Consider the following 20,606-nt stretch of genomic DNA (forward strand, 5'->3'; position numbering starts at 1 on the left):
CCCTTTCCATGTTGCATCACATGGTCAAACGGGAGTCACGATGACGGCTACGAGCACGAAGAATTTCGACGAAATGCTCAACGAGGACGGGTCTGTCCGCCCCGCCTATGCCGATTTCTGTAATTGGTACGATTCCCAGGACAAGAACTGGCTCAAGCGTCAGGATGCCGAGGCCGAACGTTTCTTTCGTCGCATCGGAATTACTTTCAACGTCTACGGAGACGAGGCCGCCGAGGAGCGGTTGATTCCGTTCGACATGATCCCGCGGATCATCACGGCGCGCGAATGGCGCAAGCTGACACGCGGGATCGAGCAACGGGTGAGGGCGCTCAACGCCTTCCTCCAGGATCTCTACCATCGCCAGGAAATCATTCGCTCCGGTCGCCTGCCCATGCAGGCGCTGCGCAACAATGATGCTTTCCTGACGCAGATGATCGGCTTCACGCCGCCGGGCGGCGTCTATACGCACATTGTCGGCATCGATCTGGTTCGCACCGGTCCCGACGAATTCATGGTTCTCGAAGACAATGCCCGTACGCCCTCCGGCGTGTCGTACATGCTCGAGAACCGCGAGACGATGATGGCGATGTTTCCGGAGCTGTTCACGCAGGTCCCGGTGTGCCCTGTCTCCGATTATCCGCGCCGTCTTGCCCGCTCGCTGCGGGCCTGCGCGCCGCCGGCCTACCAAGGGGGCAAGCGCCCCGTCGTGGCCGTGCTCACGCCCGGCATCTTCAATTCCGCCTACTTCGAACATGCCTTCCTGGCCGACCAGATGGGTGCGGAACTGGTAGAGGGGAAGGACCTTCGCGTGGTCGATGGGCGCGTGGCGATGCGCACGACCACCGGGTACAAGGCCATCGACGTGATCTATCGCCGCGTCGACGACGACTACCTCGACCCGCTCAGCTTCAATCCGAATTCGATCCTCGGTGTGGCCGGAATCATGGATGTCTATCGCGCGGGCGGCATCACCATTGCAAACGCTCCCGGCACCGGCATTGCCGACGACAAGGCGATCTACAGCTACATGCCCGAGATCGTCGAATTCTATACTGGTGAAAAGCCGATCCTCAACAACGTGCCGACATGGCGCTGTTCGGAGCCGGATGCCCTGGCCTATGTCCTCGACAACCTGAGCGACCTGGTGGTGAAGGAAGTCCACGGTTCGGGCGGCTACGGCATGCTGATAGGCCCGACCTCTTCAAAGAAGGAATTGGCCGCGTTCGAGGCCAAGTTGCGCGCCAAGCCGGAAAACTACATCGCCCAGCCCACGCTGTCGCTGTCGACCGTGCCCATCTTCAGGGATTCGGAATTGGCCCCGCGACATGTCGACTTGCGGCCCTTCGTTCTCGTTTCGCCGGAAGGCATCGACATCACGCCGGGCGGCTTGACCCGCGTTGCGCTCAAGAAGGGGTCGCTGGTCGTCAATTCGTCGCAGGGCGGCGGCACCAAGGACACCTGGGTACTGGACGAGTAATGCTGGGAAGAGCTGCCAACGGCGTCTACTGGATGAACCGCTACCTCGAGCGGGCGGAGAACACGGCGCGCCTGATTGACGTGGGGTTCCACCTTGCACTTACGCGCGGCGGCGAACGTCCGTCGGCGGAAGAGGAATGGAAATCGGTTCTGACCACCACTGGCCAGGTCGATGCCTATAGTGAGCTCTATTCCGATTTTTCCGGTCCGCAGGTGTTCAACTACCTGCTGCGCGACAAGGAAAATCCCGGCTCGGTTCTGCAGATGATCGATCTTGCCCGCACCAATGCCCGGGTGGTGCGGACCAGCATCACCAATTCGGTATGGGAAGCGACCAACGAAGGCTGGATGACGCTGCACGACCTGATGTCCCGGCCAGTACGGGAAAGCAATCTGGGCGAAGTGCTTTCCGCCATCCGCAGGCAGGCCATGCTGGTGCGCGGGGCGATGGAAAGCACGATGCTGCGCAATGAGGTGTTCAACTTCGCACGCATCGGCACCTTCATCGAGCGTGCCGACAATACGGCGCGCATCCTCGACGTAAAGTACTACGTGCTGCTCCCCTCGGTGGCCTGGGTCGGTTCGAGCCTCGATAACGTGCAGTGGGATACGCTGCTGCGCTCGGTGGCGGGAAACCGGGCCTACACCTGGCTCAACCCCGGCTCGATGGATCCCAAGGAGATCGCCCGCTTTCTGATCCTCGACGGGCAGTTCCCGCGCAGCCTGGTGTTCTGCTATGAAAAGCTGCGCAGCAACATGGCCGGGCTGGCCAAGGAATACGGCCATGAGGTTTCCGCCCACGAACTGCTGCGCGATGCCGGGGCCAGGTTGCACCAGATCACGATAGACGACATTTTCGAAGGTGGGCTGCACGAATTTTTGCAGGGCGTCATCGGCAAGACCATCGAGATCGGCAACGCCATCGCCGCCGACTACCGTTTCATCGAATAGGACCGGCTTACCCGTGCTTCTGACCGTAAAACACACCACGCACTACAGCTTTGCCGAGAAGGTTTATCACGGCCTGCAGCGGCTGCGGTTGAAGCCGAAATCCACCCATGGCCAGGAAGTCCTGGAATGGCGCATGGATCTGGTCGGCGCCAAGCCGGAGGCGGATTACGACGATCAGCATTTCAATCACACTGATCTGGTTTCGATCGAGCCCGGCGGACGCGAGGTCGTCGTCACTTGCCACGGAACGGTGCGCACCATCGACAACAACGGGGTCATGGGTACGCACAGCGGGCACATGCCCCTGTGGTGTTTCCTGCGGCCGACGCCGCTAACCCGCGCGGGTAACCGCGTGCGACAGCTGGTGGCATCGATCGATGCCGATCGCGAGAACACCCTCGATTTCCTCCATGCCCTGACGCGGGCGATCGGGGAGCAGGTGGAATATGTTCCCGGCACGACCGATGCCTCGACGACTGCCGAACAGGCGCTGACAGCGGGCCAGGGGGTGTGCCAGGATCACGCGCACATCTTTATCAGCGCCGGGCGCCTGCTCGACATTCCGATGCGCTACGTCGGGGGCTACCTGAAGATGGACGGACTCGTGGAGCAGGAGGCCGGTCATGGCTGGGCTGAGGCGCACGTGCCGGGGCTGGGCTGGGTCGGTTTCGACATTTCCAACGCCATTTGCCCCGATGAACGGTATATTCGCGTAGCCACCGGTTGTGACTATAGCGAGGCCGCCCCTGTAACGGGTATCGCCATGGGAGCTGGGGAAACCAGCCTCGATGTCCATTTGTCGGTCGACGAGAAACTGGTAGGAACGCAGAAGCAGTCCTCCGGCGGAGGCGGGCAACAACAGGCTCAGGGCGGCTGAGAGCCGCTTCCGCGCCGTAAGACGGGTTTGCAGGGGCTAGGTTTGCAATGACCTATTGCGTTGGCATGATGCTGGATCGCGGTCTCGTTCTGATGAGCGACACCCGCACCAACTCCGGCGTCGATAACATCTCCACTTTCCGGAAGATGTATCATTGGGAAATTCCCGGTGAGCGCATCATCGCCGTGATGACCGCCGGCAACCTTGCCACGACGCAGGCCGTGATCAGCCAGCTCGAGGAACGCAACAAGGCCCCTTCGGAGCGCAACAATTCGTTGCTCGAAGCGGATACGATGTTTCAGGTTGCGACGATCGTCGGCAACCTGCTGCAGGACACAATCTCCTCGCGCGCGGCCGATTCGGGGCAGAGCGCGGCGGCAGGTACATTCAATGCCACGATGATCGTGGCGGGCCAGATTGCCGGCATGGAGCCGCGTCTTTTCCTGATCTACCCCGAAGGCAACTTCATCGAAGCGAGCTTCGACACGCCCTTCTTCCAGATTGGCGAGACCAAGTACGGCCGTCCGATCCTGATCCGCGGTTACGATCGCGCGATGACGTTCGAAGCGGCGGTCAAGCTGATGACGGTCTCTTTCGATTCGACTCTCAAGGCCAACCTGTCGGTCGGCCTGCCGCTCGATCTTCTGGTGATCCAGCGCGACACGTTCACACCGCTCCACGAACGGCGGATCGATGGTACCGATCCCTACTTCCAGGCGGTATCGACCGGTTGGGGCGAGGCTCTGAGGCAGGCACTGGATGCTCTGCCGGACTACCAGATGGAGCAGGCCCTGCAGGCCGCCGCCGAATAAACAAACCGTTTGCGTGACGCACGCAACGGGGCGGTTCAGTGTTCCAGTCCTGACACTTTGTCTCCGTTGTACTTGTGATACACTGCGGCTCGTTGCGTGCATGCCGGCAAGCGGCAGTACGGTGGAGAGGGCTGCGCAGATGCAGGACATTACCGAACTCGATCTTTATTTTCTCGACTGGAACGCGCCGGGGTTCGCCGCCAATCCCTGGCCGGAATTCGAAAAGGCGCGGGAACGGCACCCCTGGCTGGCACGCACCGACCAGGGCTACGCGGTGTTCGATCTCAGGGCGATCCGTGAGCTCATGGTGCGCGACGATTCGCTGCGGCCTTCCTTCGACGGCATCGTCGATATCATGGAATGCCGTGGCTCGCCCTGGGGGCGCTTTGCCGAGGAACAGATGATTGCGCTGCCCGATCGGGAGCATCGCTTTCTGCGCGATACCTTCGCGCGCAAGTTCACGCCGCGCTATGCCAATCAGCTGCGCCCGATCATGCGCGAGACGATGGAGCGGCTGCTGGCCGATTGGGCGCCGCGCGAGAAGATCGATTTCGAGGAGTTCGCCTCCTACTACCCCATCGCGGTGACCGCGCAGATGGTGGGGGCGCCGCTTTCGGTAATCCCGGGCCTGCGCAAGTCGATGGAGACGATGGGCCTTGCCTTTTCCATGGACAAGACTCGCGTGCCTGACCTCGATGCCGCTTTCGAACATCTCGATGCCTTCGCGCACGACCTGCTGGCCAAACGCCGAGCAGAACCGCGAGAAGGAGCCGATGCGGACTTGCTCGACATGCTGATCGAAGCCGGTGCGCAAGGGAATGTCAGTGACCGGCAACTGGCCGATCTCATCATCTTCCTGTTCGTCGCGGGCTACGACACCTCGAAGAACGTGCTCACCTACATGATGCACCTGATGATCGAAAATCCTTCGATCTATGAGCGGTGTGCCAAGGATCTCGAATATTGCCGCCGCGTGGTCGAAGAGACGCTGCGAGTGTTCAATCCCAGTTCGGCGTTCCGGGCGACCACGAGCGACATCGAATACCGCGACGTGCGCATTCCCGCCGGCACCATGCTGTTCTTCAATCTCAACGTGGCGGGCCACGACGCGAGTCTTTTCGCCGATCCCGACCGCTTCGATCCTGACCGGCCGATCGTCGCCGAAAACCGGCACGTGGCATTCGGAATGGGCAAGCACATGTGTCTGGGACAGTACATTGCCCGTGCTCAGTTGCAGGAAGGCATCCATCTGGTTGCCCAGCACATGCGCGCGCCGCATGCTGACGGTGAGCCGGGCTGGCGGCCGTTCCCCGGCGTGTGGGGGATCAAGGGCCTGCCGATAGAATTCACACCGGCCTGAAGAGAGGAACCGAAATGGCAACCGTAATGGCGGAACCGGTGGAATCGCGCCCGGACGAGACGTGGCTTGAACGCATTCGCGCAATGGGGCCCGAGATCGACGCGGCGGCATCTGCGCACGAGACCGACAATGAACTCGATCCGCAAGTCGTGCGCATGATGGATGAGGCAGGTGTCTTCGCCATGATGGCGCCGCGCGAAGTTGGTGGCGCCGAAGCGCACCCTTCCGACCTGATCGATGTGATCGCGGAGCTCTCCTACTGGGACGGGTCTGCCGGCTGGTATGCCCATGCGGTGATGACAGGTGGTGCGGTGGCCGGCGCCTACCTCGGCGAAGGCGCCATGCCCGCGATCTTTCCTGACGGGCGCTATGCCCATGTCGCCGGGCAGGCAGCCCCGACCGGCAAGGCTGTGCGGGAAGGGGACGGCTATCGCATTTCGGGCCGCTATTCGTTCGGCTCGGGCAGCCCGCACGCGCAGTTCCTCGTAGGCGGTTATCTTCTGCAGGAGGGCGGCAAGCCGGTCATGAACGGGGCAGGGCAGCCGGTCATGCTCATCGGCATCGCCCCGCGCGAGACGGTTACCTTCATGGGCAACTGGGATGTGATGGGCCTGCGCGGCACCGGGTCCTACGATTACGTCGTGAACGAGCAGGTGCTGCACGAGGACTTCGTCCACAACACCAGTGCACCGGTGCAGCGGCGCGGCGGTACACTCTACCAGATGGGTTTCATGGCGCTGCCGTGTATTTCCCACGGCGCGTTCGCGATCGGCGCTACGCGCCGCGTGCTGGATGAATGGAAGGCCTTTGCCGCCAACCGCCGCCGTCCCGACGGCTCCACCATGAGCGATACCGCCACCTACCATCGCGACATCGCCATGGCCGAAGCCGATGCCCGCGCGGCCGAAGCCTACCTGCGTTCGACCTTCGACAAGATTTTCGATGCTGCGGGGACAGGAGCAGTTCCGGATCACCTGCGCCTCGACGGGCGGCTTGCGACCAGCCACGCCTACGTCGTTGCGATGCGCATAGCCCAGACGGCTTACGCCGCCTGCACGACGACGGTTCTCCGCAACGGCCATCCCCTCCAGCGCGCCTTCCGCGACATCTGCGCAGGCAACGCGCACTTCCTGACGGCGGAACAGTCGATCATCGATGCCGGAGCGGTGATAGCCGAAGTGGACGGCGCCGCACTGGTGTTCTGACGCCTAGAGGACAATGCGGTTGCGGAGCGTCTGCTCGTATCGCAGTCGCGTAAGGTGCACGGAGGTGAACCGCCATTGGCCGTCTTCGCGGCGATAGGTCTCGTGATAGTGGCCGTAGCCGCGGATCAGCGAATGGCCGTAGTCGACGATATCCTCCATCGCCCAGATTCCCCGCGCCTCGTTCTCGCCGACGACCTCGATTTCATAGGTGTGGCCGTGGTGGACGGTCTGCGCGACCACGTTCGGGGAGGAAACGTGGTCGCCGATGGCCTTGCGCCCTTCCAGCCGGGCTGATGGCGTGCGTTCGTCGGGAACGGGGACGGCGAGGTCGAATTCCAGCCAGGCATCCTCGGTGAATAGGCCCACGAAAGTGTCCCAGTCCTTGGTGTCGAAGGCGCGGAAATAGCGCGCCTTGAGCGCACGTATCGCGTCCCTGGCCAGCAGTTGCTCGATTTCGGTCATCGTTTCACGCCGCGTCTCTGGGAAACGGTGCGATCTCCGCAGTCGGCGAGAGCATGACGATGGGAATGGCGCGTCCCTCCGACGCGTTCTGGTAGTCCGCGTAGGGCGGATAGAGATGCTCCATGTAGGCCCAGACGGCGTCGCGTTCCGCGCCATCCGGTTCTCGCCAGCTGACTTCGAAAGCCTGCGTGGCGACTTGCATCCGTGCGCTTGGCCGCGCCGTGAGGTTGAGGTACCAGGCGGGATGCTCGGGGGCGCCGCCCTTGCTTGCCACTACCACCCATTCGTCGCCATAGATGCCGTAGATGAGCGGAGTGATGAAGCTGCGCCCGGACTTCCTGCCCGTCGTGCCCAGAAGCAGCGAGGGCAGAAGTCCGCGCGCGCCGGCGTGCCTGAAATCGACGATGTGCCCCATGGCGCCGCCTGAGCTCAGGTAAAGTGCCCGATGCTCGTTCACGAAATCCTGCGTTCGGGCGAGTAACTGCTCGGTGCCCTCGAAAGCCATTGTACCTCTCCCACGGTTTCCCGGCGAACCTCTGCGCCCACGGGCAACAAATCAAGCGCAGGAGGCGCGCGACCTTCAGTCCCGGACGGCAATGTGTTGGTGCAAAATCCGGCGGGAGCTAACGGTTCTGCACGTCCCACACGATCGGCAGGTTGCGGATCGAGAGCAGGCCCGGATACACGCTGGTATCGGCGCCCGGCTTCACCCGAAATTCGCCCGGAATCTTCTCGAACCACTTTTCCAGCAGGATGCGCAGTTCGCGTCGGGCGAGGTGGCCGCCCAGGCACGAGTGGACGCCGCCGACCAGCGTGAAGTGGCGGTTGCCCTTGCGGGTCGGGTCGAATTCGCGCGGGTTCTCGAAACGGGCTGGGTCGAAGTTGCCAGCTGGATTGAGGCAGGAAAAGCTGTCGCCCTTCTTCACCTGAATGCCGTGCCACTCGAAGTCCTTGGTCGCGGTGCGCGCCGAGGAAAGGATCGGCTGGGTGCGCAGGAATTCCTCGACCGCACCGTTGATCAGTGCCGGGTGTTCGCGAAGCTGCCGCTGCAGTTCGGGCTGCAGCGCCATGCGGCGGAACATCTGCGAGATCGTGGCCGCGACCGTATCGAGCCCGCCGAGCCAGAGGAACCAGACCATGCCGATCTTCTCGTCCTCGGTGAAGCGGCGTCCCTGGATCTTGCCGTGCACGATCGAACTGGTCAGGAACTCGTCGGGGTTCTTTTCCTTCTCGGCGATGAAGCTGCGCAGGAATTTCAGCACGCTCGAGAGCGCCCACTGCATCTTCTCGAGATTGCCCGAGTGCAGGATGTTCCATTCCCATTCGAGGAAGTCGTCGAACATCTCCTTGGGAAAGCCCATCATGCCCATGAAGATTCGCACCGGGAACACGCGGGCGAAGTCCCAGGCCATGTCGACCTCGCCCTTGTCGGCGATCTCGTCGATCATCTCGTCGAGCACCGCGCGGATGGTCGGTTCCATGACCCGGGTGATTGTGGCGGGGCCAAGGAACTGGGTGAGGAACAGGCGGTACTTCGAATGTTCGGGAGGGTCGATCGCCAACGGGATCGAGGGGAAGGTCTCGCCGATCAGGCGCTGGAATTCGGCCGTGCCCTTGTTCGAGAAATGCTCGTTGTCGGTATAGACGCGGTTGATGTCTTCGTAGTGGGTAACGACCCAGTTGCCGCGCTGGCCGCCGCTGATCGCGCCAAGGCCCTGTCGGCTCGGCGGGTTGAACAGCAGACGGGGAATTTCCGGTCCGGCCAGCCAGCCGCAGGGCTCGTAGGGATCCACGAGGTCGTTGGGGATCGAACCCATTGCGAAGGTGAGGTCGACAATCCGGTCCTTCGGCACGTTGTCGGGTGCGTCGAAGTCTACTCTAATGTCGTCAAGCGTCGGTGTTTGTGGCATCATCATCTCCCAGGTCCGAACATGCCCAAGCCGAAACCGGCAGGCAAGGACAGCGGACGCGTTGCAGTACTTGGGCGTTCCGCACGGGCGATTCATCGTGTCCGCGTTGGTCAACGCGATTGAATTACGTCGGCCCGGTTGCGAAATGAGACCCATTAATTTTTCGGGAGATTCTCAATGGCCGATGCAGACAGCAAGGAAATGCAGGAGTCCGCACGGAAATACTGGTCCGCTGAAGGGTATACCAAGGGCGGCGTTATCCGTGAGGTTGACTATTCGACCCAGTCGGGCGGGCTCGACCCCTCGCTCAAGGGTATCAAGATCGTCGATACCGACACCCACATCGTCGAACCGCCGACGCTGTTCACCGACCGCGCGCCGGCCGGCTACAAGGACAAGATGCCCTATGTGAAGCGCGATGCCGACGGCGTCGACCGCTGGTACATCGGCGACCGCAACTGCGGCACGCTGGGCGGCAACGTGATCCGCAAGGACAATAACAAGCTGCTCGGGCGACTGTCGTTCCCGACTCTGGAAGAGAGCCATGCCGGTGGTCACGAGATCGCGCCGCGTCTGGCCGCGATGGACGACATGGGCGTTTACGCGCAGATCTGCTTCCAGAACTCGGGCATCACCCAGGCCGGCATGCTGATGACGCTGGGCGATAACGATCTCGCTTTGCAGATCATGAAAACCTACAACGATTTCAATGCCGACTGGCAAAAGGAATCGGGCGAGCGTCTGTTCCCGATGGCGCACCTGCCGTTCTGGGACAAGGCCGAGCTTGAGAAGGAGGCCCGTCGCTGCATCGATATGGGCCTGCGCGGTTTCGTGCTGCCCGACACGCCGGAGCGCGTGGGCGTGCCCAGCTTCTATCACGACTACTGGACGCCGTTCCTCGAGATGATCGATGCGGAGGGCATTCCGCTCAACTTCCACCTCAATGCCGCGATCGACCCGAACACGCTCACCTGGGAAGGCTTCCAGTTCGAGCAGATCCTCTCGGTGGTCGCGACGATGTTCTCGATCGGCAACGCCGCTACGCTCGGCAACTGGATGGTGTCGGGCCGGCTCGACCAGCACCCGAATCTCAAGATCGGCTTGATCGAAAGCGGCATGGGCTGGGTGCCTTTCGCGGTCGAGGCGCTCGAGCACCAGTTCCAGGAAATGCTGCCCTCCAAGCGCGATGTGCTCAAGAAGCAGCCCTGGGACTATTTCCGCGATCACTTCATGTGCACCTTCTGGTTCGAGAAGGTGGCGCCCAAGCTGCTGCTGGAAACCATCGGCGTCGACAACGTGATGTTCGAAACCGACTTCCCGCACCCCACCTCGCTCTATCCGGGCGTGCAAGCGCACATCAAGAATGTGCTCGGCGGCTACGACTACGAAGTGAAGAAGAAGGTCCTGCAGGACAACGCGGCGCGCTTCTACAAGCTGCCGTTCTGATAATCGCCCGCTCCCGCGTGGGACGGGCGTAGTGAAACGGCCCCGGAAAGCTCACCCGGCTTTCCGGGGCTTCGCGACTCCTGTCGCGGATCAAAAACATGTGCACAGGTTTGGCTGGTTGCCTAACCGCCCCGCCGCAACCTGATAGAAAGCGCTCAATACCGCGAAAAAAGGGCGGGGGGTCGCGCAAGGCATGTTGGAAGGGTTTTTCAAAGGGTTGAACCGCATCGGCACCAAGCCGGTTACGGACGAATCCGTATTCGCGGGGCTGATGGTCCTGTTGCAGGGTCGGCAGACCTATCCGCTCGACTTGGTGGGGACCGGCCGCCGACAGGCGGAAATTTCCGCTATCCTGAAGCGGAGGTGTCGGAGCGAACGGCGGCACCGGGCTCTTGCGGTGCTGACGATTGATCCGCATGTGGCGCCGGGGCGACCGAATGTGGCGGCCCTGATCGAAGGCGCGCCGGTCGGGTACCTGCCCGGGTACCTGGCAACCCAGTACCGGGAGTGGCTGAAGTCCTGGAGTTTGTGTCGGGCCAGTGTCCATTGCCGCGCGCTCCTGCACATGGACCGGGTCGTGAGTGGCGGGGCACCGGGCGAATACCGGGTCAAGCTGGATATCGAAATGCCGTTCAGGATGACGACGATTCAGGCCTGATCTCAGCGACAGAAATTCCCACCGTCGGCCTCGAGATGGAAATGGTTGGCATGGGCCGAGTTGTAGTCGGGGCCCAGGGTGGTGCCGAACCGCTTGCAAGCGCTCGCGTGCACGATACGCAGAAACTGTCGTTCTGCGCGCGTGCCGTTGTTCCAGTCGTCGAGGACCGTGATGCGCCGACCATCGGCCAGGACGAAGGCGGAAACGTCGATGGCATTGGCGGTGGCATGGCCGGAACGGCGATTGGTACCGGCGACATTGCGGCAGTTGTAGCTTCCGAAGGTTTCTATTCTCACGACGCGGCTGCCGAGGATTTGTTCGGCGGCGCGGTCAACACCGTAGCGTGCCCAGGCGGCAAAAGTGCTCGCCATGTCGCATGTCACCGGGCCGAGATTGGTGAGACCGAGCGAGGCGCTGTCGCTGTGCAGGCTGGAGAGGCGGACGGTATCCACGTTGGTGCAGCCTGAACCGAAGTACTGGTCCGGCAGCGGCGTGAATGTGGCCTGCTGGGCGCCGAGTTCGGAGAGGCATTGCCGGAACTCCGGGCGCGGACTGAAGGCCGTGGTGGACTGGCGGACCGTCTGGCGGCGCGGGGCCTGCGCCTGCGGAATGTCGATGCAAGCGCTCAGCATGGAAACCAGAGGCAGGATGAGCAGGTATCTGCGCATGCCCGCAAATCTACCCAAGGAATGGTTAACAGAATCTGTCGGCAACTGCTTAACCAATTCCTAATCGGACCGAACCGTCGCGCGCCGCGCGGCATTCGTCCCGCCGTTGCCGAGAGTGCACATTGACAAAAATCCCCACGTCTCTAGATGCGGCTCCGGGCCACGCGGTCCCAACGCCGCGCGAGCTCTCTGCAAGGAGAGTCTTAAATGACTGATATTACGGTACCGGCGCGCAAGCCTGCGCGTCCGCATTTCTCGTCCGGTCCCTGCGCCAAGCCGCCGGGCTATTCCCCTGAAAAACTCGCCACCGATTCGCTGGGCCGTTCGCACCGCGCCAAGATCGGCAAGTCGCGCCTTGCGTACTGCATCGACCTGATGCGCGAAGTGCTGCAACTGCCCGACACCCACCGCATCGGCATCGTGCCCGGTTCGGACACCGGCGCCTTCGAGATGGCCATGTGGACCATGCTCGGCGCTCGTCCGGTAACGACGCTGGCCTGGGAAAGCTTCGGCGAAGGCTGGGTGACCGATGCCGTAAAGCAGCTCAAGCTCGATCCGACGGTCCTGCGCGCCGACTACGGCCAGCTTCCGGATCTGGGCCAGGTCGACTGGTCGAACGACGTTCTCTTCACGTGGAACGGCACCACCTCGGGCGTGCGCGTTCCCAATGGCGACTGGATTGCCGAGGACCGCGAGGGTCTCTCCTTCGCCGATGCCACCAGCGCCGTGTTCGCCTACGACATTCCGTGGGACAAGATCGATGTCGCCACCTTCTCGTGGCAGAAGGTGCTGGGCGGCGAGGGCGGCCATGGCGTGCTCATCCTCGGGCCCCGCGCGGTCGAACGCCTTGAAAGCTACACCCCGTCCTGGCCGCTGCCGAAGGTCTTCCGCCTTACCAAGGGCGGCAAGCTGACCGAAGGCGTGTTCAAGGGCGAGACGATCAACACCCCCTCGATGCTCGCTGTCGAGGATGCGATCTGCGCGCTCGAATGGGCGAAGTCGCTGGGCGGCCTCGAAGGCCTCAAGGCGCGTTCCGACGCGAATGCCGCGGCTCTCGACACAATCGTGAGCGAGCGCGACTGGCTTGGCCATCTCGCTGCCGATCCGGCCAGCCGTTCGAAGACTTCTGTCTGCCTCACCGTCGAAGGTGCGGACACCGACTTCATCAAGAAGTTCGCTGCCGTTCTGGACAAGGAAGGCGCGGCCTACGACATCGCCGGTTATCGCGACGCGCCAGCAGGCCTGCGCATCTGGTGCGGCGCGACGGTCGACACGGCCGATATCGAAGCGCTCGGCCCCTGGCTCGACTACGCCTACGCCACCGTCAAGGCTGCCGCCTGAAGTTGAACCGTCATCCCAGCGAAGGCTGGGATCGCGGGGCGCCTTGCGCGACACATCGCGTAAAACGCCTGCGATCCTGACCTTCGTCAGGATGACGAATTGAGAGATTCGTCATGACCACCAAGCCCAAAGTCCTCATTTCCGACAAGATGGACCCCAATGCCGCGCGCATCTTCGAAATCCGCGGCTGCGACGTCGACGTCATCACCGGTGAGACGCCGGAACAGCTCATCGCCCGCATCGGTGACTACGATGGCCTTGCCATCCGTTCCTCGACCAAGGTGACGCAGGAAGTCCTCGACGCGGCCACCAACCTCAAGGTCATCGGCCGCGCCGGCATCGGTGTCGACAACGTCGACATTCCCGCCGCCTCCTCGAAGGGCGTGGTGGTGATGAACACGCCGTTCGGCAACTCGATCACCACCGCAGAGCACGCCATTGCGATGATGTTCGCGCTCGCGCGTCAGATCCCCGAAGCCAATGCGCGCACGCAGGCCGGCGAATGGCCGAAGAACGCCTTCATGGGCGTGGAAGTGACCGGCAAGACGCTGGGCCTGATCGGTGCCGGCAATATCGGCTCGATCGTCGCCAGTCGCGCGCTGGGCCTGAAGATGAAGGTCGTCGCCTTCGATCCGTTCCTCACGCCCGAGCGCGCGGTGGAAATGGGCGTGGAGAAGGCCGATCTCGACACGCTGCTCGAGAAGGCGGATTTCATCACGTTGCATACGCCGCTGACCGACCAGACCCGCAACATCCTCAGCCGTGAAAACCTTGGCAAGACCAAGAAGGGCGTGCGCATCGTCAACTGCGCGCGTGGCGGCCTGGTCGACGAAGCCGCGCTCAAGGACCTGCTCGACTCTGGCCACATCGCCGGTGCCGCGCTCGACGTGTTCCAGACCGAGCCTGCCAAGGATTCGCCGCTGTTCGGCACGCCCGGCTTCATCTGCACGCCGCACCTGGGCGCCTCGACCAACGAGGCCCAGGTCAACGTCGCACTGCAGGTGGCCGAGCAGATGGCCGATTACCTCGTCAACGGCGGCGTTACCAACGCGCTCAACATGCCGTCGCTCTCCGCCGAGGAAGCGCCCAAGCTGCGGCCTTACATGAAGCTTGCCGAGCAGCTCGGCTCGATGGTCGGCCAGCTCACCCGCGACTCGGTTCCGCGGATCTCGATCCACACCGAAGGCGCTGCTGCCGAGCTCAACATGAAGCCGATGGTCGCTGCCGTCCTTTCCGGGTTCCTGCGCGTGCAGTCGGATTCGGTGAACATGGTCAATGCGCCGTATCTCGCCAAGGAGCGCGGGCTCGAAGTGCGCGAGGTCAAGACCGAGCGCGAGGGCGACTACCACACGCTGATCCGAGTCTCGGTAAAGACCGAGGCCGGTGAGCGCTCGGTCGCGGGCACGCTGTTCAACAATTCCGAACCGCGCCTGATCGAGATGTTCGGCGTCAAGGTCGAAGCGGAACTCTGCGGTCACATGATGTACATCGTCAATGAGGACGCACCCGGCTTCATCGGCCGTATCGGTACACTGCTGGGCGAAAACGCCATCAACATCGGGACCTTCAACCTCGGCCGCCGAGAAGCCGGCGGCGAGGCGGTGCTGCTGCTGTCGGTAGATGGCGAGGTGCCTGAAAGCGTGCTCAAGCAGGCGTGCGAACTGCCGGGCGTGAAGACGGTCAAGGCGCTGGGCTTCGCCTGACGCCCAGACAACGGTATCGGCGAGGTGAAGCCGCACCAATCGACTTCGCCCGCCGATGCCGTTATGGGCCCTGCCATCATGCCGGATACAGATCGCGACCTTTTGCCCGAGGGGCTGTGTGACCGCCTGCCGCAGCAGGCCTGGGCTTCCCAGCAGGTGCGCCGTGTGGCGCACGATGTACTTGCCAGCCACGGCTACGAGCGTGTGGAAACGCCGCTGCTCGAATTCGAGAAGTCGCTCGCGAGCCGCATGGCAGGCGTACAGGTGCGCCGCATGTTCCGCTTCGTCGATCCGGCTTCGCTGCGCCAGCTGGCGCTGCGTTCGGACATCACCGCGCAGGTGGCGCGCATCGCGGCGACCGGGTTGGCGCATGCGCCGCGCCCGTTGCGCCTTTCCTATTCGGGGCCGGTCGCGATCATCAAGGGCGACGGTCTTGATCCGGCCCGCGAGCGGTTGCAGATCGGGGCCGAACTGATCGGTACCGATTCCGTCGCTGCCGCTGCCGAGATCGTCGAAGTCGCCATCGAGGCCCTTCAGGCGGCGGGCGCGACCGGGGTTTCGGTCGACTTCACGCTGCCCGATCTCGTCGATACGCTCAGCGCGGAAGCATTGCCTCTCGCGGGGAGCCAGATCGAGGCGGTGCGCAAGATGCTCGATGCCAAGGATGCAGGCGGTCTGGTCGATTCCGGCGGCGCTGCCTACCTGCCTTTGCTGTACGCGGTCGGCCCATTCGACAGCGCTATCCAGCGGCTGGCCGAATTCGATGTCGACGACGTACTGGCGAGCCGCATCGCCGGGCTTCGCGAGATTGCCGGCCGCGTGGGCGGCAAGGCGCGGCTGACGCTGGATCCGTCCGAACGCCATGGTTTCGAATACCAGTCGTGGTTCGGTTTCACGATCTATGCCGAGGGGCTTTCGGGCAGCCTTGGAAGAGGCGGGGCCTACCGCATTCTCGGCCGCGCCGGCGAGGAGCCCGAGCCGGCGACGGGCTTTTCGCTTTATCCCGATCCGCTGGTCGAGGCTCTGGCAGCAGAGGCGGAAGGACCGAAACGACTGTTCCTTCCGCTCGGCCACGATCCGCAGGTGGCCGCGCGGCAGCGTGCGATCGGCTGGGCCACGGTGGCTGCGCTAAGCGAAAGCGACGATCCGATCTCGCTAGGATGCTCGCACCGCCTCGAGAACGGGGAAGCTATCCCGCTCTAGATGCGGGCTGTTCCTGACTGATTTTAGTTGGCACACTCCGCTCGGGAGAGAGGAGGACCATCATGCCCCAGTTCGCCGCTGCCGAAGCCGGCATAAGGCAATTGCATGCCCGCTATGCCGAGGCCGTGTGGCGCAAGGATCTCGATGCGTTCGGGGATTGCTTCGCCGATGAATGCGAGTGGCGCATCGCCGGCAACGTGTTGGAAGGCAGGGAAGGCATCGTCGCGGCATTCGCCGGCATCATCGACGATGCGCAACGCGTTTTCATGACCTTCCAGATCCCGATCATTTCGCTCGAAGGCACCAGCCGTGCCAGCGGGCGCACGATGGTAAGCGAGCAGTGCCGCTGGAAGAACGGACGCGCGAACCTCACGTTGGGCCGCTACTTCGAGGACTTCGTGCGCGATGACGACCGCTGGCGTTTTACCTGGCGGCTCTACCAGGTGCTCTACGCCGGGCCTCCCGATCTTTCCGGCACCTACTACGACGAGCCCGATTTCGGTGCGCCGCCGGTGATGCCGCCGCGCGATGCCATGCCGGCACCGACGCGCCGGCCCGCCTGACGTTCACTCGAGGATTTTCGCCAGCCAGCGGTCCACCACGGCCGTTGCCGGATAGTCGGGATTGCCCAGTTCCCGGTTGATCTTGGCATGACCGCGCAGCCCTTTGCCCGCAAACGTGTGGCGCTCCACCTGTGCACCCGCCTTGCGCAGTGCCGTTTCAAACTCGCGGGCTTGCGCGATCCCATCCTCGCGCTCCACGTGAAGCAGCAGAAACGCGGGCGCGTTGGGCTTGGCAGCCTGCATGCTGGGCGACAGGTCCCGCTGGCGCTGCGGTGCCTGCCCGAAGGCCTGCAGATACGTGGCGCGCATGAAGCGCCCGCTCTGGGCGATCTGGCGCGGTACGTCGTAGGCGGCGCCGTCGATCGGCACGATCCCGGCAATGTCGGCATAGGAGAGGCCTGCCTTGCGCAGATATTGCGGATCGGTGCCGACCAGCGCGGCAAGATGGGCCCCGGCACTGTGCCCCATCAGCACGACTTTGCCGCGGGCGATGCCGAGTCGATGCGAAGGGGCGAGCAGGGCGGCCAGGGCGTCGGCCACGTCCTGCGCCTGCTGTTCCACCGTGAAGTCGGGGACGAGGCGATAGTTGATCGTGGCGAAGGCATAGCCCTCGCCGGTGAAGTGCGGGGCCTTCCAGCGTCCGGTTGCATTTCCCTTGTCGCCCCGCTTCCAGCCGCCGCCGTGAACGAAGACGATGAGCGGAGCAGGACCCGCCGTTCCGCGTGCACGGGTGAAGTCGAGCTGCTGAAGGGCATCGGTACCGTAGGCAATGGTTTCGGTCTGCGACTGCCCGGGCGCGGCAGCGACCTGCGGAACGCTCAGAGCGATGGAAGCGGCGACTGCCAGGGCTGTAGCGGGACGAGGCATTAGGAGGCTCCGTGTCCTGATCGATCTCATCCGATATCGGCGACGTGGTGGCTCCGGGCAATGTTGAAGTTGTAGCGGCCCGATTCAGTGCAATGATATTGCCACAAATCGTCACCCGCGCCTTGCCCTTGCCGCCGTAGTCCCCTAGGGCGCGCGGCGGACTTCAAAACAGCAGTGAAAGCATCAAACGTTGGCCAACGTAACCGTTATCGGCGCCCAGTGGGGCGATGAGGGCAAGGGCAAGATCGTCGACTGGCTGGCAAGCCGCGCCGACGCCGTGGTGCGTTTCCAGGGCGGCCATAATGCCGGCCATACGCTCGTCGTCGGCGAGCAGGTCTACAAGCTCTCGCTGCTGCCTTCGGGCATCGTTACCGGCACGCTTTCGATCATCGGCAACGGGGTCGTGCTCGATCCCTGGCATCTCAAGTCCGAGGTCGAAAAGCTGCGCGGGCAGGGCGTCGAAATCAATGCCGACAACTTCGCGATTGCCGATAACTGCCCGTTGATCCTGCCCGTTCACCGCGAGCTGGACGGTCTGCGCGAGGCGGCTGCCGGCGCCGGCAAGATCGGCACGACCGGCCGCGGCATTGGTCCGGCCTACGAGGACAAGGTGGGGCGGCGCGCGATTCGCGTGTGCGATCTGGCGCACCTCGATGCGCTGGAACCGCAGCTTGATCGTCTTTGCGCCCATCACGATGCCCTGCGGGCGGGCTTCGGCCAGCCCAAGATCGACCGCGACTCGCTGCTCAAGGAGCTGGCCAAGATCGCGCCGTTCGTGCTGCAGTTCGCGCAGCCGACCTGGCGCCGTCTCAACAAGGTGAAGAAGGCGGGCGCGCGCATCCTTTTCGAAGGCGCGCAGGGCGTGCTGCTCGACGTCGATCACGGCACGTATCCCTTCGTGACCAGCTCGAACACCGTCTCAGGCACGGCTGCCAGTGGTTCGGGGCTCGGCCCTTCGGCCACCGGCTTCGTTCTGGGCATCGTCAAGGCCTATACCACCCGCGTCGGCTCGGGCCCGTTCCCGACGGAACTGGACGACGACACCGGGCAGCGGCTGGGTGAGCGCGGCCACGAATTCGGCACCGTGACCGGGCGCAAGCGCCGCTGTGGCTGGTTCGATGCGGTGCTGACGCGCCAGTCCTGCGCGATCTCGGGCGTGACCGGCATTGCGCTGACCAAGCTCGACGTGCTCGACGGATTCGAGAAAGTGAAGATCTGCACGGGCTACCGCCTCAACGGCAAGATCCTCGACTACTTCCCCAGCCACGCCGCCGATCAGGCCAATGTCGAGCCGATCTACGAGGAAATGGACGGCTGGAGCGGCACGACCGCCGGTGCCCGTTCATGGGCGGATCTTCCGGCACAGGCGATCAAGTACATCCAGCGCGTGCAGGAACTGATCGAAACCCCGGTCGCGCTGGTTTCCACCAGCCCCGAGCGCGAGGACACCATCCTCGTGCGCGATCCTTTCGCGGACTGATACGATGCGGTGGGGCGCGAAACTGGTCCCGCTGCTCCTGCCGCTCATGCTCGGCGCGGCTCAACCGGCCGCGCGGCTGACGCTGCCGCTGATCGACTTCGTGCGCATCGACAAGTCTGACAGGACGCTGGCCCTCTATGCCGAGGGGCAGTTGGTCCATGTCATCGATGGCATCCAACTGGGCGGGGCGCCCGTCGGCCCCAAGCGTTTCGAGGGCGACCAGCGGACTCCTGAAGGTCTCTACGAGATCGATTGGGCCAATCCGAACAGCAGCTACTACCTGTCGCTCCACATTTCCTACCCCAACGCCGCCGACGTGGCCTATGCCGAATCGTTCGGAAGATCTGCGGGCGGCATGATCATGATCCACGGCCAGCCCAACGCGCTGCCGGTCGGGCGCATACCCGGGGACTGGACCGACGGCTGCATCGCCGTGTCGAACGAGGAAATCGAAGCTCTGTGGGAAAGCGTTCCCGACGGAACGCCGATCGAGATCGTGGCCTAACCGGCAAATCCGGTCGGAAAGGGCCGAGTTGCGGAGGCAGCAGGCAAGCCATCTCCATTCTCCCACGGCAGGATGTCGCGGAAGTTCAGGCATGTCATCGATGGATGAGACAGGGTCATATCGAGTGCGGGGAGTGTCGGGGCGGCACCCGAAGCGTATTTAACCGGCTACCTTCCAGACGCCGTCATCCTCGCGCTGCAGTGCGCCCAGACGCTTCTGGCCTTGCCACAGGATCGCCTTCCTCCCGGTCCTTTCATTTTCCAGGATATAGAATGCTTGGTGAGCATCATCGGCCGTGAATTCAATTCTTTTCGGTTCTCCGAAACCGTCCTCGTCGAGTGTGATCGTAAATAATGGCATGTGGTCGCCTTTCATTTTTAGATTGCCGAAAATTACATAACTCATTTCGATGCATCTATAAAGTTAATCTGAAAAACGGCGTTATTGTAGAACTATGTTCTGTGTTTAATTGTATTAATATTGAGGTATCGTCCAATCTTGACTAGAGCCCATTCTTTCATGAAAATGAGTAGAATGAGTAAGGGATGCTGATTGAGGAGAAGGCCCTCTTTACGCCGGAGGAGCCAATACCTACATTCCCTCTGTCTGTTATCTTGAGTCCTGCCGAGGAGGTGCTTGACGTGAATGGGCTGACTCGCGAGCAACGTTTGCAGATCATGGTGACCGCCGAGGAACTGCAAGTGATCGATGACTGGCGTTTTGCCCGGCGCATGCCGACACGCGCGGCAGCGGTACGCGAACTTCTGAAGCGCGGTCTCGCGGCCGAAGGCTTCATAGAAGCTCTGCCGGGTGAGAAGTCCGAGAGCTTCGGCGTTCTCAAAGGCAATGGTTCGGGCATCGCCGGCGGCGACAGCGGGGAAGATCGGCGCGATCAGCCTGCGAGGTAATTGATCGTCGCGCGCTGCTTGAGCGCCGCCCAATCAAAAATCGATGGCAATGCCCTTTTTAACCCAGTCACCGTAGCGGGTAGGGGAGAGGCCGTCCGGATCCTGCTCGTCCTTCGCCGGCTGCGGCTCGGGCGCCGGGTCGTTGCTCCAGTGTGCAGGCTTCTTGAAGGTCTCGGGGCGTCTGGTGGCACGTTCGGTCATGTCCGCAATG

Annotated in this window: 22 protein-coding genes; 15 read left to right on the forward strand and 7 right to left on the reverse strand. The window is 63.0% G+C overall.

What is annotated here, in order from left to right:
* Positions 1–40 precede the first annotated feature (40 nt).
* The 6 genes from LK12_RS08215 (at position 41) to LK12_RS08240 (ending at position 6,681) form a co-directional block, all read left to right on the forward strand.
* Positions 41–1,477 carry a circularly permuted type 2 ATP-grasp protein gene (locus tag LK12_RS08215; protein WP_039281962.1) on the forward strand — a complete coding sequence of 479 codons (1,437 nt, stop codon included), beginning with the start codon at positions 41–43 and terminating at the stop codon, positions 1,475–1,477.
* Positions 1,477–2,427, forward strand: coding sequence for an alpha-E domain-containing protein (locus LK12_RS08220; protein ID WP_039281965.1), 951 nt, complete (start codon positions 1,477–1,479; stop codon positions 2,425–2,427). The genes LK12_RS08215 and LK12_RS08220 overlap by 1 nt, the downstream gene beginning before the upstream one ends.
* Positions 2,428–2,440: 13 nt before the next feature.
* Entirely contained in the window at positions 2,441–3,304 is an 864-nt protein-coding gene (locus tag LK12_RS08225; RefSeq protein WP_039281967.1) for a transglutaminase family protein, read from the forward strand.
* 47 nt (positions 3,305–3,351) lie between these two features.
* Positions 3,352–4,116, forward strand: a complete 765-nt coding sequence (locus LK12_RS08230; RefSeq protein ID WP_039281970.1) for a peptidase — start codon at positions 3,352–3,354, stop codon at positions 4,114–4,116.
* A 100-nt stretch (positions 4,117–4,216) separates the two neighbouring features.
* Positions 4,217–5,476, forward strand: a complete 1,260-nt coding sequence (locus LK12_RS08235) for a cytochrome P450 (protein ID WP_197063500.1) — start codon at positions 4,217–4,219, stop codon at positions 5,474–5,476.
* Positions 5,477–5,490: 14 nt separating this feature from the next.
* Complete coding sequence (locus LK12_RS08240) at positions 5,491–6,681, forward strand: acyl-CoA dehydrogenase family protein (RefSeq protein ID WP_156135432.1); 1,191 nt, start codon at positions 5,491–5,493, stop codon at positions 6,679–6,681.
* A 3-nt stretch (positions 6,682–6,684) separates the two neighbouring features.
* Here the strand turns inward: LK12_RS08240 and LK12_RS08245 are convergent, their stop codons facing one another.
* The 3 genes from LK12_RS08245 to LK12_RS08255 form a co-directional block, all read right to left on the reverse strand.
* A complete protein-coding gene (locus LK12_RS08245; RefSeq protein ID WP_039281974.1) occupies positions 6,685–7,143 on the reverse strand; it encodes a nuclear transport factor 2 family protein in 459 nt (152 codons plus the stop codon).
* Between the two features lie 4 nt (positions 7,144–7,147).
* Positions 7,148–7,648: a nitroreductase/quinone reductase family protein gene (locus LK12_RS08250; protein ID WP_052223282.1), complete on the reverse strand. Its 501-nt coding sequence runs from the start codon at positions 7,646–7,648 to the stop codon at positions 7,148–7,150.
* Between the two features lie 118 nt (positions 7,649–7,766).
* Complete coding sequence (locus LK12_RS08255; protein WP_039284972.1) at positions 7,767–9,053, reverse strand: cytochrome P450; 1,287 nt, start codon at positions 9,051–9,053, stop codon at positions 7,767–7,769.
* A 177-nt stretch (positions 9,054–9,230) separates the two neighbouring features.
* On the opposite strand from LK12_RS08255, the gene LK12_RS08260 reads away from it, so the two are divergent.
* A complete protein-coding gene (locus tag LK12_RS08260) occupies positions 9,231–10,499 on the forward strand; it encodes an amidohydrolase family protein (RefSeq protein ID WP_039281976.1) in 1,269 nt (422 codons plus the stop codon).
* A 217-nt stretch (positions 10,500–10,716) separates the two neighbouring features.
* On the forward strand, positions 10,717–11,157 hold the full coding sequence (locus LK12_RS23790) for a hypothetical protein (RefSeq protein ID WP_156135433.1): 441 nt from the start codon (positions 10,717–10,719) through the stop codon (positions 11,155–11,157).
* Between the two features lie 2 nt (positions 11,158–11,159).
* Here LK12_RS23790 and LK12_RS08270 read toward each other — a convergent pair whose 3' ends face one another.
* Entirely contained in the window at positions 11,160–11,825 is a 666-nt protein-coding gene (locus tag LK12_RS08270; protein ID WP_039281980.1) for an extensin family protein, read from the reverse strand.
* Between the two features lie 207 nt (positions 11,826–12,032).
* Between LK12_RS08270 and LK12_RS08275 the strand changes: the two genes are divergently transcribed.
* From LK12_RS08275 to LK12_RS08290, 4 genes are all read left to right on the forward strand, one after another.
* On the forward strand, positions 12,033–13,166 hold the full coding sequence (locus LK12_RS08275; protein ID WP_039281982.1) for a phosphoserine transaminase: 1,134 nt from the start codon (positions 12,033–12,035) through the stop codon (positions 13,164–13,166).
* Positions 13,167–13,279: 113 nt separating this feature from the next.
* A complete protein-coding gene (serA, locus tag LK12_RS08280) occupies positions 13,280–14,869 on the forward strand; it encodes a phosphoglycerate dehydrogenase (protein ID WP_039281985.1) in 1,590 nt (529 codons plus the stop codon).
* Between the two features lie 78 nt (positions 14,870–14,947).
* Positions 14,948–16,072: an ATP phosphoribosyltransferase regulatory subunit gene (locus LK12_RS08285; protein WP_039284976.1), complete on the forward strand. Its 1,125-nt coding sequence runs from the start codon at positions 14,948–14,950 to the stop codon at positions 16,070–16,072.
* Between the two features lie 62 nt (positions 16,073–16,134).
* Positions 16,135–16,635: a nuclear transport factor 2 family protein gene (locus tag LK12_RS08290; RefSeq protein WP_039281988.1), complete on the forward strand. Its 501-nt coding sequence runs from the start codon at positions 16,135–16,137 to the stop codon at positions 16,633–16,635.
* Positions 16,636–16,638: 3 nt separating this feature from the next.
* On the opposite strand, the gene LK12_RS08295 is transcribed toward LK12_RS08290, so the two are convergent.
* On the reverse strand, positions 16,639–17,502 hold the full coding sequence (locus LK12_RS08295; protein WP_052223284.1) for an alpha/beta hydrolase: 864 nt from the start codon (positions 17,500–17,502) through the stop codon (positions 16,639–16,641).
* 190 nt (positions 17,503–17,692) lie between these two features.
* On the opposite strand from LK12_RS08295, the gene LK12_RS08300 reads away from it, so the two are divergent.
* Both LK12_RS08300 and LK12_RS08305 read left to right on the forward strand, forming a co-directional pair.
* Positions 17,693–18,982, forward strand: coding sequence for an adenylosuccinate synthase (locus LK12_RS08300; protein WP_039281991.1), 1,290 nt, complete (start codon positions 17,693–17,695; stop codon positions 18,980–18,982).
* Between the two features lie 4 nt (positions 18,983–18,986).
* On the forward strand, positions 18,987–19,487 hold the full coding sequence (locus tag LK12_RS08305) for a L,D-transpeptidase family protein (RefSeq protein ID WP_039281993.1): 501 nt from the start codon (positions 18,987–18,989) through the stop codon (positions 19,485–19,487).
* Positions 19,488–19,646: 159 nt separating this feature from the next.
* On the opposite strand, the gene LK12_RS08310 is transcribed toward LK12_RS08305, so the two are convergent.
* Positions 19,647–19,892 carry a hypothetical protein gene (locus LK12_RS08310; RefSeq protein ID WP_156135434.1) on the reverse strand — a complete coding sequence of 82 codons (246 nt, stop codon included), beginning with the start codon at positions 19,890–19,892 and terminating at the stop codon, positions 19,647–19,649.
* Between the two features lie 236 nt (positions 19,893–20,128).
* Between LK12_RS08310 and LK12_RS08315 the strand changes: the two genes are divergently transcribed.
* On the forward strand, positions 20,129–20,395 hold the full coding sequence (locus tag LK12_RS08315) for a hypothetical protein (protein WP_039284981.1): 267 nt from the start codon (positions 20,129–20,131) through the stop codon (positions 20,393–20,395).
* A gap of 33 nt (positions 20,396–20,428) precedes the next feature.
* Here LK12_RS08315 and LK12_RS24175 read toward each other — a convergent pair whose 3' ends face one another.
* Positions 20,429–20,596, reverse strand: coding sequence for a DUF1674 domain-containing protein (locus LK12_RS24175; protein WP_082010433.1), 168 nt, complete (start codon positions 20,594–20,596; stop codon positions 20,429–20,431).
* Positions 20,597–20,606: the final 10 nt, after the last annotated feature.

Source organism: Novosphingobium malaysiense (assembly GCF_000802225.1).
In the GTDB taxonomy this organism is placed as follows: Bacteria; Pseudomonadota; Alphaproteobacteria; order Sphingomonadales; family Sphingomonadaceae; genus Novosphingobium; species Novosphingobium malaysiense.